The organism is Mesorhizobium sp. P2_E9, from assembly GCF_056403815.1.
This window is the reverse complement of the sequence record NZ_JBFUET010000009.1, coordinates 156,233-168,871: the sequence shown is the minus strand read 5'-3', so window position 1 is coordinate 168,871 and position 12,639 is coordinate 156,233. Positions and strand designations below refer to the sequence as shown.

Annotated in this window: 11 protein-coding genes; 6 read left to right on the top strand and 5 right to left on the bottom strand. The window is 63.7% G+C overall.

Going from position 1 to position 12,639, the window contains the following annotated elements; translation table 11 throughout:
* Positions 1–48: 48 nt before the first annotated feature.
* The 3 genes from AC1D05_RS17245 (at position 49) to AC1D05_RS17235 (ending at position 3,874) form a co-directional block, all read left to right on the top strand.
* The gene (locus tag AC1D05_RS17245) at positions 49–2,217 is read left to right on the top strand and encodes a malate synthase G (protein WP_477442337.1); all 2,169 of its coding nucleotides are present in this window, start codon (positions 49–51) and stop codon (positions 2,215–2,217) included.
* Positions 2,218–2,656: 439 nt separating this feature from the next.
* The gene (locus AC1D05_RS17240) at positions 2,657–3,247 is read left to right on the top strand and encodes a DUF308 domain-containing protein (protein WP_477442919.1); all 591 of its coding nucleotides are present in this window, start codon (positions 2,657–2,659) and stop codon (positions 3,245–3,247) included.
* A 30-nt stretch (positions 3,248–3,277) separates the two neighbouring features.
* Entirely contained in the window at positions 3,278–3,874 is a 597-nt protein-coding gene (locus AC1D05_RS17235; protein WP_477442918.1) for a TetR/AcrR family transcriptional regulator, read from the top strand.
* Positions 3,875–3,925: 51 nt separating this feature from the next.
* Here the strand turns inward: AC1D05_RS17235 and AC1D05_RS17230 are convergent, their stop codons facing one another.
* Positions 3,926–4,498, bottom strand: a complete 573-nt coding sequence (locus AC1D05_RS17230) for a TetR/AcrR family transcriptional regulator (protein ID WP_477442335.1) — start codon at positions 4,496–4,498, stop codon at positions 3,926–3,928.
* Between the two features lie 118 nt (positions 4,499–4,616).
* On the opposite strand from AC1D05_RS17230, the gene AC1D05_RS17225 reads away from it, so the two are divergent.
* A complete protein-coding gene (locus tag AC1D05_RS17225; RefSeq protein ID WP_477442333.1) occupies positions 4,617–4,982 on the top strand; it encodes a DUF4267 domain-containing protein in 366 nt (121 codons plus the stop codon).
* Positions 4,983–5,046: 64 nt separating this feature from the next.
* Here AC1D05_RS17225 and AC1D05_RS17220 read toward each other — a convergent pair whose 3' ends face one another.
* From AC1D05_RS17220 to AC1D05_RS17205, 4 genes are all read right to left on the bottom strand, one after another.
* A complete protein-coding gene (locus AC1D05_RS17220) occupies positions 5,047–6,579 on the bottom strand; it encodes a YifB family Mg chelatase-like AAA ATPase (protein WP_477442331.1) in 1,533 nt (510 codons plus the stop codon).
* 181 nt (positions 6,580–6,760) lie between these two features.
* Positions 6,761–7,702 carry a glutathione synthase gene (gshB, locus tag AC1D05_RS17215; protein ID WP_477442329.1) on the bottom strand — a complete coding sequence of 314 codons (942 nt, stop codon included), beginning with the start codon at positions 7,700–7,702 and terminating at the stop codon, positions 6,761–6,763.
* A gap of 71 nt (positions 7,703–7,773) precedes the next feature.
* Positions 7,774–8,148, bottom strand: a complete 375-nt coding sequence (locus AC1D05_RS17210) for a GtrA family protein (protein ID WP_477442327.1) — start codon at positions 8,146–8,148, stop codon at positions 7,774–7,776.
* A 4-nt stretch (positions 8,149–8,152) separates the two neighbouring features.
* On the bottom strand, positions 8,153–9,151 hold the full coding sequence (locus tag AC1D05_RS17205; protein WP_477442325.1) for a glycosyltransferase: 999 nt from the start codon (positions 9,149–9,151) through the stop codon (positions 8,153–8,155).
* Positions 9,152–9,315: 164 nt separating this feature from the next.
* Here AC1D05_RS17205 and AC1D05_RS17200 point away from each other — a divergent pair, with 164 nt between their 5' ends.
* Together AC1D05_RS17200 and AC1D05_RS17195 are read left to right on the top strand one after the other, a co-directional pair.
* Positions 9,316–11,112, top strand: a complete 1,797-nt coding sequence (locus AC1D05_RS17200) for a GtrA family protein (protein ID WP_477442323.1) — start codon at positions 9,316–9,318, stop codon at positions 11,110–11,112.
* 152 nt (positions 11,113–11,264) lie between these two features.
* A complete protein-coding gene (locus AC1D05_RS17195; RefSeq protein WP_477442321.1) occupies positions 11,265–12,614 on the top strand; it encodes a putative bifunctional diguanylate cyclase/phosphodiesterase in 1,350 nt (449 codons plus the stop codon).
* Positions 12,615–12,639 lie beyond the last annotated feature (25 nt).

The window sequence follows — 12,639 nt, the reverse complement described above, 5'->3', positions numbered from 1 at the left end:
CCCCAACATGCCAAACGCCCCGCAACGCCTTTCATCTGGAGTAGCCTGATGACCGATCGCATCGAGATCGCCGGATTGCGGATTGCCCGCGAGCTGCATGATTTTGTGGCTGGCGAGGCCTTGCCCGGCACCGGGATCGCCGCCGATGCGTTTTGGAACGGCTTTTCGGCCATCATCCACGATCTTGCACCGAAAAACCGGGAGCTGCTGGCAAAACGCGATGCCATGCAGGAAAAGCTCGACGGCTGGTATAGCGACAATGGCGCACCGATCGACATGGACGCCTACAAGGACTTCCTCAGGGAGATCGGCTATCTCGTCTCCGAGGGGCCGGCCTTCAGCGTGTCGACCGAGAATGTCGATCCGGAAATCGCCGTCGTTGCCGGGCCGCAGCTGGTCGTGCCGGTCATGAATGCGCGCTATGCGCTCAATGCCGCCAATGCGCGCTGGGGTTCGCTCTATGATGCGCTCTACGGCACCGACGCCATTCCCGAAACGAACGGCGCGGAAAAGGGCAAGGGTTTCAATCCGGCGCGTGGCGCCAAGGTCGTCGCCTGGACGAAGAGCTTCCTCGATGAGGCCGCGCCGCTGACCTCAGGCAAATGGGCAGGGGTGAACGGCCTCTCGATGGCCAATGGCGCGCTGAAGCTCAGCGCCGGCGCCGGCTCGACGACGCTGGCCGACCCCAGGCAATTCGTCGGCTATCGCGGCGACGCCGCCAATCCGCAAGCCGTGCTGCTGGTCAAAAATGGCCTGCATGTCGAGATCGTCATCGACCGTGCCAACCAGATCGGCCGCACCGATCCGGCGGGGATCGCCGACGTCATCCTGGAATCGGCGCTGACCACCATCCAGGACTGCGAGGATTCGGTCGCGGCGGTGGATGCCGAAGACAAGGTCGTCGTCTACAGCAATTGGCTCGGCCTGATGAAGGGCGATCTGGCGGAAGAGATCAGCAAGGGCGGCAAGAGTTTCGTCCGCAAGCTCAATCCCGATCGCGCCTACACCGCGCCCAACGGCAGCACGCTGACCGTGCCCGGCCGCTCGCTGATGCTGGTCAGGAATGTCGGCCACCTGATGACCAATCCGGCGATCCTGGACCGCGATGGCAACGAGGTGCCGGAAGGCATCATGGATGCGGCGCTGACGGCGCTGATCGCGCTGCACGATGTCGGACCGAAGGGGCGCCGCGCCAATTCCCGCGCCGGCTCGATGTATGTCGTGAAGCCCAAGATGCACGGGCCGGAGGAAGTCGCCTTCGCCGTCGAGATCTTCGACCGTGTCGAGGCTCTGCTCGGCATGCCCAGGAACACCATCAAGATGGGCATCATGGACGAGGAGCGGCGCACCACCGTCAACCTCAAGGAAGCGATCCGCGCCGCGAGGGAGCGCGTGGTGTTCATCAACACCGGCTTCCTCGACCGCACCGGCGACGAGATCCACACCTCGATGGAAGCCGGCCCGATGATCCGCAAGGGCGACATGAAGCAGGCCGCCTGGATTTCCGCCTACGAGGCGTGGAATGTCGACACTGGGCTCGAATGCGGGCTGGCCGGCCACGCCCAGATCGGCAAGGGCATGTGGGCGATGCCGGACTTGATGGCGGCGATGCTGGAACAGAAGATCGCCCACCCCAAGGCCGGCGCCAACACCGCCTGGGTGCCGTCGCCGACAGCGGCGACGCTGCACGCCACGCACTATCACAAGGTCGATGTGCACGCCGTGCAGGCGGCACTGAAGAGCCGGCCGAAGGCAAAACTCGACGACATCCTGTCGGTGCCGGTCGCCGTGCGGCCGAACTGGACGCCCGACGAAATCCAGCGCGAACTCGACAACAACGCGCAAGGCATTCTGGGCTATGTCGTGCGCTGGATCGACCAGGGCGTCGGCTGCTCGAAAGTGCCAGATATCAACGATGTCGGCCTGATGGAAGACCGCGCCACGCTGCGCATCTCCTCGCAGCACATCGCCAACTGGCTGCGCCACAAAGTGTGTTCGGAAATCCAGGTGCGCGATTCCTTGCAGCGCATGGCGGCGATCGTCGACCGCCAGAATGTCGGCGACCCGCTCTACCGGCCGATGGCGCCGGACTTCGACAAATCAATCGCCTTCCAGGCCGCCTGCGACCTCGTGCTCAAGGGCACCAGCCAGCCGAATGGCTACACCGAACCGGTGCTGCACGCGCGGCGGCTGGAACTGAAGGCGAAGCAGGGTTAAGCGGATCTGCGTTTGAAATGACCTGACGCAACGGGTCGATTAAGTCTCGTCGATCCGTGCTGCCCCTCATCGCCCGGGCGTTCGTCACTCGAAAAGCCAAGCAATTGGCTTTCGTCCGCTTCGCGGACCGCTCCTCAACTCCCCATATAGTGACGGGGAGAAAGACGCTGCTATCGCCGATTTCGTCATTCACCAACGTCGCAAGAAGAGCGCCGAGGGCGCAGTAGCTCCCTTCTCCCCGTCACTATACGGGGAGAAGGTGCCGGCAGGCGGATGAGGGGCGGCGCTACGATTGGTTAGACAGCGAACCGGCGTCACGAAGTCGAGCCCTCGATCACATAAATGAGATGTCGAGGTGATGGGTGATCGGCTTTAGGCGTCTTGACGATCGATAAACTACCTACTAGTTGGTAGATAAATGAAACGAGAGAATCCCGTCATGTCTGCACAAATGAACGATCAAAGCCGCGCCCCGTCGTCGAACGGCTGGCTCAAAAACTACTATTATCTACGGTTTGCCGTATCGGCAGCCTGGGTTGCGGCGGCTCTCACCGTCGCGAAAAGCAGCCCACCGCTCGCTGCTGCCATGCTGGTTGCCTACCCTGCATGGGACGCGGTTGCGAACTATATCGACGCCCGGCGCACCGGCGGACTCAGCCGCAACAGGTCGCAGCTGCTCAACTTCGCCGTCAGCAGCATCACCGCGATTGCGGTCGTCATCGCGCTCGGTCACAGCATGAACGCGGTGCTCTCGGTCTATGGCGTCTGGGCCGCTTTTTCCGGCATCTTCCAACTCTTGACCGCGGTGCGTCGCTGGAAAACCAACGGTGCCCAGTGGGCGATGATCCTGAGCGGCGCCCAGTCGGCGCTGGCCGGGGTCTTCTTCGTGAAGATGGCGAGCGGAACAGGGGCCATCGGCATCGCCACCATCGCACCTTATGCCGCTTTCGGCGCCTTCTACTTCCTTGTGTCTGCCGTGTGGCTGTCGGTCAGCGACGTCCTTCGCAAGTCGCCGCAGGTCGCAGGTTGAGATTTCCATTGCTGGAAGCTAGGCATGTTTATGAGCAAGCCTTCGAACACCGCCGATGACATCCTGGCCGCCGCGCGAGCCTTCATCGTCGCAGGCGGCTACAATGGATTCAGCTACGCAGATATCGCCGAGGTGGTTGGCATCCGCAAAGCCAGCATCCACCACCATTTTCCCAGCAAGGTCGACCTCGCGCAGACCCTGGTCCGGCGTTACCTCCAGGATGCTGTTGCGGGCATGGGAGACCTTGAACGCAATGTCCCCGAGCCGCCTGAGTTGCTTCGAACCTATGCCGGCATCTGGGCCCGGTGCATCGAGGATGCGAGCATGCCGTTCTGCGTCTGCGCACTGCTTGCCAGTGAACTTCCGGCCCTTCCGCCAGAGGTTGCCGTGGAAGTCCGGGCGTATTTTCAGTTTCTTTCCGGATGGCTCACCGGCGTTATTGAGCGCGGCGCCGAACAGGGGACGCTGACAATATCGGCTGCGCCGCGCGTGGAAGCGGAGGCCTTCATGGCGACCGTCCACGGGGCAATGCTTTCCGCGCGGGCCTACGGCGATGCCTTGACCTTCGGCATGATCATGGCGCCGACCCTGCAGAGGCTGATTCCTGGTACGGATCGGGCTGGCTAGGAGGTGCCTCTCGACTCCGCCCCGCTCCGGCTGAAGCGCGTCAACGCGGTCTCATTGAACGCTGCTGAACTTCTGGACAAGAATCTTCAATCGATCGTCCGCGCCGAAAGCAGGGATACGTTCTGATTGCTCGAGAACCACCAGTCCATGCAATGCGCTCCACAGCACTTCGGCCAAGAATACCGAGTCTTGCCGATCGGGCCCTAGTGCGTTGACAAAGGCGGCGAAGGCGCCACGGAGAGCCGGCGGCGTTTCCTCGCTGGCGAATTTGATCTTTGTCGGCAGGACGAACATCGCCTCATAGACAACTGGCCGCGAACGGGCGAAATCAAGATAAGCGGCACAGACATTGCGCAAAACGTCCGGAGCACCAGCGACGCTAGCCGCTTCCTTTGTCAATCGCGTCGCAAGGTCCTCGAATCCTCTGGTGGCCACTGCCGCCATGATGTCGGCCTTGCCCGTGAAATGGCTGTAGAGAACCGGCTGGCTGTAGTTGATCAGGTCCGCGAGACGTCGGGTGGTGACGGCGTCCCAGCCCTCGGCTTCGGCGAGTTCGCGGGCCGCAGCCAGGATGAGTTCATAGCGCTCCGCGCGCTGGCGCTCTTTGCGTCCGGCGATCGACATCCAGAAACTCTACCAATGCACCTTTTTCTGTCAACGCTAGATTCCTGTTGACTTGAAATTCTAGCACCGCTAGTATTTCTACAGCCGATAGGAGTCACCCATGCTACAAACTGGATATGTGCTTTCCGGCCTGATCGCGGCCGCAATTATCTTCCTCGGCGCACGCTTTTGGTGGGCTCCTGACACCGCTTCAGCGGCCTTCGGCATTGCCGGTTCACCCCCGTCATCGACAGGATTTGCCGCGTGGCTGTCTGTGAAGGGCACGCGTGATATCGCGTCGAGCCTTTTTGTCATCCTGCTCATGGTCAGTGGGTCGGCGGGCTTGCTCGGCGAATTCATGCTACTGGCCAGCCTCATCGCATTTGCCGACATGGTAACCGTCCTTCGGTCGCACGGAAGCACAGCCCTCGCCTTTGGCATGCATGGCCTTACAGGGCTGGTCATCGTCGCAACTGGCGCGTGCCTCATCCTGGGCGCCAAGTAAAAACGATCTGAACACTGCAAGTTAAAAACTAGAAGGACGAAAGTGGCTGGATGGCAGGCGGCATTTACGCCGCCTGCGCCACGCGCTCCGAACTCATGCGATAGGAAATCGCCTCGGCAAGATGGATGCGGCCGACGGTTTCGCTGGCGTCGAGATCGGCGAGCGTGCGCGCCACCTTCAGCACGCGGTGGTAAGCCCGTGCTGAAAAGGCGAGTTTTTCGCTGACGTCCTTGAGCAGCGACAGGCCGGCGGCATCGGGCATGGCGATGTCTTCGATGACGGCCGGCGCGCAATGGGCGTTGGTGGTGGCGCTGGTCACGCCGAGCCGCTCGAAACGCTCGCGCTGGATGGTGCGGGCGCGGGCGACGCGCAGTGCAACGGCTGCACTCTTCTCCGCCCGGTCGGGCCGGATCAGGTCGCTGGCCGAGACCGCTGGCACTTCGATCCTCAGATCAATGCGGTCGAGCAGCGGACCGGAAATGCGCGCCTGGTAATCGGTGCGGCAGCGTTCGCCGCGCAGGCAGCGATAGCCCGGCTCGCCGGCCATGCCGCAGCGGCACGGGTTCATCGCCGCCACCAGTTGGATGCGCGCCGGATAGGTGACGCGGTGGTTGGCGCGCGCGATCATGCAATCGCCGGTCTCCAGCGGCTGGCGCAGCGCATCGAGCGTCTGCGGCGTGAATTCGGGAAACTCGTCGAGGAACAGCACGCCGTGATGGGCCATCGACACTTCGCCTGGCCGCGCACGCAACCCGCCACCGACCATCGCCGCCATCGAGGCCGAATGGTGCGGCGCGCGGAACGGCCGCCGGTCGGTCAGCTTGCCTTCGCCGAGTTCGCCCGCCACCGAGGCGATCATCGAGACTTCCAGCAATTCCTTCGGCGCCAGCGGCGGCAGGATCGACGGCAGCCGCTGCGCCAGCATCGATTTGCCCGAGCCTGGCGGGCCGACCATCAGCAGGTTATGCCCGCCGGCCGCCGCCACTTCCAGCGCCCGTTTGGCGGTCTCCTGGCCCTTGATGTCGGCAAGGTCAGGCAGGTCGCGCGCCGAGGCGTGGATGCCGGCCTCCGGGCGCGACAGCACCTGCGTGCCGCGAAAATGGTTGGCAATGGCAATCAGGCTGCGCGGCGCCAATATGTCGAAATCCTTGCCGGCCCAGGCCGCCTCCGGCCCGCAGGCGAACGGACAGATCAGCCCCTTGCCTTCGGCATTGGCGCCGATAGCCGCCGGCAAGGCACCGGCAACGGCGGCAATCGTGCCATCGAGCGAGAGTTCGCCCAACACGACATAGCCGGCCAGCATGTCGCCCGGAATGGCGCCCAGCGCCGCCATCAGGCCAAGCGCGATCGGCAAATCGTAGTGGCTGCCTTCCTTGGGCAAGTCGGCGGGCGCCAGATTGACCGTCACCTTCTTCGACGGCATCGACAGGCCGGACGCGTGAAGCGCCGCCTGCACCCGCTCGCGGCTCTCGGCCACCGCCTTGTCGGCCAGGCCGACGATATGCATGTTGACTTTGCCGGGCGCGATCATCACCTGCACGTCGACCGGCACGGCCTCGATGCCCTGGAAAGCGACCGTGCGAACCCGCGCCACCATTTTTTCCCACCCCGGATGCGGGCCGCAACCCACGCGATTGGCCTAGAATGGCCCTTCGCGGAGACAATCACAATTCCCCGGCCAAATCAAGAACATTACGGGAACAGGCAATCGCCTGGGTTGCAGCCGGATTGCGCCCGGTTGCAAATGCGGAACATGGTTAATACGAAATGAAAACGGGTTATGTCCGCTTGCCCTCGACCGCGTCCCAGAACAGGCTGGCGATATCGGCGCCACCAAAACGCTGCACCTCGCGCACCCCGGTCGGCGAAGTCACGTTGATCTCGGTCATGTAGTCGCCGATGACGTCGATGCCGACCAGGATGAAGCCGCGTTCTTTCAGCGACGGGCCGATGCGGGCGCAGATTTCGCGCTCGCGCTCCGTCAGCTCGGTCTTTTCGGCGCGGCCGCCGACATGCATGTTGGAGCGGGAATCGTGCTCGGCCGGCACGCGGTTGATGGCGCCGACCGGCTCGCCGTCGATCAGGATGATGCGCTTGTCGCCCTTGCGCACGTCCTTCAGGTAGCGCTGCACGATATAGGGCTCGCGGAACATCTGGCCGAACATTTCGAGCAGCGAGGCAAGGTTGCGGTCGGCCTCGTGCAGATGGAAGATGCCGGCGCCGCCATTGCCGTAGAGCGGCTTGATGATGATGTCGCCGAATTCCTTGCGGAAGGCGGCGACTTCCTGGCTGTCCTTGGTGATCAGCGTGTCCGGCATCAGATCGGCAAACTCGGTGACGAAGATCTTCTCCGGGCTGTTGCGCACCCAGGCCGGGTCGTTGACGACCAGAGTCTTCGGGTGGATGCGCTCGAGGATGTGCGTTGTGGTGATGTAGTTCATGTCGAAGGGCGGATCCTGGCGCAGCAGGATGACATCCATCTCGGACAGGTCGGTGCGCACCTTTTCGCCCAGCGAATAATGGTTGCCCTTCTCGTCGCGCACCTGCATCTCCTCGATGCGGGCAAACACCTTGCCGTCGCGAAGCGACAGACGGTCGGGCGTGTAGTGGAACAGCTGATGGCCGCGCCGCTGCGCTTCCAGCGACAGCGCGAACGAGGTGTCACCGGCGATCGACACGGTGGAGATATGGTCCATCTGGACGGCGATTTTCAGCTTCATGGCAGGTCCCCAGCGCAGTCGACGAGAGCGATATAAGGGTCGGCGCGCCTTCTGCCAATCGGGCCAGAGCTTTAACGGTCGAAGACCAGCCTGGAGTAACCGAGGAAAGACAGCATCATGGCGACCAGCGAGGCGACGGCAAGGGCGGCCAGCGGCGGTGCCGCCGGCAATGCAAGCAGGATCGCGGAATAGACGAGATAGTTGACGACGCTGGTGGCGATGCCGACGCCGCCATAGCGGGCGCCTTCCTGTGCCATCCCCCTGTTTGATGGCGAGAAGGTCAGATGCCGGTTGATCTGCCAGGTGACGCAGAGCGCGAAGCCGATCGACAGCATGCGGGCGACGAAAGGTCCGAGCGGCGTAACGGCCAGCAGCAGCCAGAGCGCACTCGCATCAGCCACAAAACCGATGCCGCCGGCGAAAATGAAGCGGACAAGGCGGCTCACCGCCTCAGGCTGCCCGGGGTGTCTTGCCCGGCGCGGCCTTTGCCGCGGCGGGTGCGATCGCGCTAGTGCGCCGCTCGAGCCGGCCCGAAGGCATCGAGAGATAAAAAATACGCTTCTGTTCGGCCCGGCCGCGCGAGACCGAATCGAGGATCAGCCCGGTCACCGCTGCCAGCATCGACAGCAGCAGCAGGCCAACCGACAGCACCCAGGTCGGCATGCGCGGCACGAGGCCGGTTTCGGCGAACTCGACCAGAACCGGCGCCATCAGGAATAGGCTGGAAGTCAGGAAGAACAGCGAAAAGGCGCCGAAGAAGCGCAGCGGTTGCGTCTCTTTCATCAGCATGGCGAACATCCAGAGAATTTTCGCGCCATCGCGGAAGGTCGACAGTTTCGACGCCGAGCCTTCAGGCCGCCTGCCATAGTCGAGGGCGATTTCGCTGACCGGCAGTTTGAGCTGTGAGGCGTGCACCGACATTTCGGTCTCGATCTCGAAGCCGCCGGAAACGGCCGGAAAGCTCTTGACGAAGCGCCTGGTGAAGACGCGGTAGCCGGAGAAGATGTCGGTGAAATCGCTGCCGAACAGCCATTTGTAGAGGCTGTTGAAGACGCGGTTGCCGAAAGCATGGCCGGCCCGGCCGGCGTCGTCGGTGACGCCGCGCCTGGTGCCCACCACCATGTCGGAGCGTTCGGTCAAAAGCGTGTTGATCAGCTGCGGCGCGTCCTCGGGCGCATAGGTGCCGTCGCCATCGGCCATCAGATAGATGTCGGCGTCGATATCGGCGAACATGCGGCGCACCACATTGCCTTTGCCCTGGCGCGGCTCGCGCACCACGATCGCGCCGGCCGCGCGGGCGCGAAGCGCCGTCAGATCCTTCGAATTGTTGTCGTAGACATAGATGGTGGCGGCCGGCAGCGTTTCGCGGAACCGCTGCACCACCTCGGCGATGGTCAGCTCCTCATTGTAACAAGGCAGCAGCACGGCGATGACAGGTTCTTGCGGCATTTTCGTCTCCGAAAGCCTATCGACCACACGGTCTCGCGCCGGAAACCGGCCTCGTTCAGGCGGTTTTACTATTTATTGAAGCCGTTAAGGCTAGGTTTAGAACCGACTTCATGAGTGTCGATTGGCCTGGAAAGGCCCGGCATTCCCGCCAAGGGTGCCCGGGGATGAGCACAGCAAGGGACGGAACTTCCACAGGGAAGTCCGATATCGCGTTCGCGCTGCTTGCCGCCTTGCTGCTGCTGGCGCTCAATGCCCATGCCGGGTTTCCGCAGCTGGCCAATCCGGCGGGCGACAATGACAGCCTGCTGCAGCTGGTCGAAGTCCGCGACCTCATGCGCGGCCAGGGCTGGTTCGACATGCACCAGTACCGGATGGGGCTGGAGGGCGGCTTCCTCATGCACTGGTCGCGGTTGCTCGACGCGCCGCTGGCGCTGAGCATCCTTGCCGTGTCGGCCCTGACAGGCAGCACCGCTTTGGCCGAACAGATCGTGCAGATATTCTGGCCCACCCTGCAATTCTGGCTTGCCGTCTTCTTCATCATCCGTGCCGCGCGCGCTTTCGCCGGCCCGCACGCGGTGCTGCCCGCTGCCGTCGTTGGCGGCGCGGCCTTGTATTACATCGGTATTTTCTCGCCCGGTGCGCTCGATCATCACAACGTCCAGCTGATGCTGACGCTGGCGAGCCTGGCTCTGCTGCTCGAGGCGCCGACGCGCCGGCCGGCTGCCTTCATCGCCGGCATGTGCGCAACACTGACCCTGGCCATCGGCATGGAAAGCGCTCCCTATGCCGGGACCCTCGGCGCCGTCGTCGCGCTGTTGTTTCTGGTCAAGGGCGACGGCGAAAGGCTGATCGCCAGGGATTTCGGCCTTGGCGTTGCCGGCGTCTCGGCTGTCGTCTTCATCACCACCGTTCCGGTATCGTCCTGGGGCCAGGCCCAGTGCGACACGTTCTCGATCGTCCAGTTCGCCGTCACCGGGCTTGCCGGCGCCGGACTGGCGATCATCTCGTCGTGGAAGGCTGCCAACGCAACGGCCGCCCGGCGCCTGATGGCGCTTGGCGTACTTGCCGTCGCCCTCGCTCTCGTCGTGATGCTCCTGTTCCCGCAATGCCTGGCGGCGCCCTATGCCCATCTCGACCCGCGCCTGCAGCAGATGTGGCTCGGCTATATCGAAGAGGCGCAGTCGATCGTCCAACTCGTCGCCGATGACCCGGCAAGGGCGGTGGCGCGCTTTGCCACGCCGCTGGTGGCGATCGTCCTGATGGCGCTTCGTTTCAGCCATGGCGGCTGGCGGCGGCAGGACAGCCTGGTCGGCGCGCTGCTGGTGGTGGCGGTCCTGGTCAGCGCCTGGGAAGTGCGCGGCTCGACCTTCTCCATCGCCTTCGCGGTGATCCCGCTTTCGGCCTGGATCGCCAAATGGCGGCAGCGGGCCGAGGCCAGCCCGTCCAGCAGCTCGGTGCTCAGGATGGCTGCGGCCTGGCTGATCTCGGTCAATGCAATCTGGTCGGGCGCCGCCGAGGCCGCATCGAACGCTTTCGAGGCCGGCGCACCTGTCCAGGATGCCAGCATCGATGCACCTTGCAACAGCAAGGCATCGTTCGCCGCACTTGGCGCGATGGCCCCCACCACGGTGCTGGCCATCTCCAATCTCGGCTCGCCGATCCTCGCCTTCACAGGGCATCGCGTGTTCGCCGGACCCTACCACCGCAACGTCGCCGGAAACCTGCTCGTGTTCGACGCCTTGCTGGGCTCTGCCGCCGACGCGAAAGCCATCGTCGAAAGCCACCATGTCGGCCTCGTCGCGCTCTGCCGCGGCAACACGGAAAGCCGGCTGTTCGCGGCCAAGGCGCCGGATGGTTTCCTGGCCGGGTTGATGCGCGGCAGCGTACCGGAATGGCTGGACCCGGTGGCGGAGACCCGTGGCACGCCACTCGAGCTCTATCGCGTCCGGCCAAACGACTGAAGATCGGTCTGAAAACAAGGGGTTGACCCCAGTTGCATCGACCTTCCCGGAGGCAATGCATTTTACCCGCGAATAATCGATTTGGGGATACGTTTCCTAAAGGGTTTGCTGCCAGTCTGGAAAGAAATCCGACGTCGCAAACAGGGACACCGATGCAAACTTCGTTTGGCACCGGTCAGGCAAACAGGGAAAACACGGATCTGGCATTCACCGATCCGTTGACCGGGCTTGGCAACCATCGCCGCTTCTTCGACAAGGTCGATCGCCTGATCAGCGATCGTGCCGACGATCCCGCACCTTTCACCGTCGGCATTCTCGACCTCGACGGCTTCAAGCCGATCAACGATCTGTTCGGCCACAAGGCCGGCGACGACATCCTGATCCAGGTCGCCATGCGGCTGCGCGCATCGATGGACGGCCATTCGACGGTCTGCCGTATCGGCGCCGACGAGTTCGCCTACCTCTATCCCCTGGTATTCTCCGAGGAGGCGGCGGCGGAAAAATCCCGCATGCTGATCGAGATCCTGTCGGCGCCCTACGATGTCGGCGAACGCACCGCCAGGCTGTCGGCCTCGGTCGGCTGCTCGCTGTTTTATTCCGGCGACGAGACCACCGAAATCCTCATCAACAAGGCCGAAACGGCGCTCTACCACGCCAAGCGGTCAGGCCGTGGACGCGTCGTCGTCTACACCCGCGAAATGGAAGAGGCGGCCAAGCGGGTCACCCGCATCGAGCAGGCGCTGCGCCGTGCCGTTTCGGCCGGCGAGGTCGAGCCGCATTTCCAGCCGATCGTCGACCTCAATACGCGCCGCACCATCGGCTTCGAGACGCTGGCGCGCTGGACCGATCGCGACCTCGGCGCGGTGCCGCCCACCGTCTTCATTCCCATCGCCGAGGAGCGCGGCATTATCGGCCCGCTGTCGCAGCTTGTGCTGCGCAAGGCGACCGAGGCGGCGAGGAGCTGGCCGAAGGACCTGTTCCTGTCCTTCAACCTGTCGCCCTCGCAGCTCGTCGACCAGAACACCGGCCTGCACATACTGGCGATCCTCGACCGCACCGGCTTCGATCCGCGCCGGCTGGAGATCGAGATCACCGAGACCGGCCTGATGAACGACCCGGCCTCGGCCGCGCAAATCGTCGACGATCTGCGCCGTGTCGGCATCCGCGTCTCGCTCGACGATTTCGGCACCGGCCAATCCTCGCTCGGTCGCTTGCGCGAATTTCACTTCGACAAGCTCAAGATCGACCGCGCCTTCGTCTCCTCCATTCTCGACGACCGTCCGTCCGAACACATCATCCGCGCCATTCTCGCAATGTGCGAAGGGTTGGGCATGGATGTGGTCGCCGAAGGCATCGAGGAGGAAGCGCAGGCCGACCGCCTGGTCCAGTTCGGCTGCGCCGGCGGGCAGGGTTATCTGTTCGGCAGGCCGGTCGATGCCGACGCCACGCTCGGCTATCTCCGCGATTCCTTCCGGGGCGCCTTGCGCGCCAAGGCGATCTGACCGGCGATCCCTGCCCAATACACCA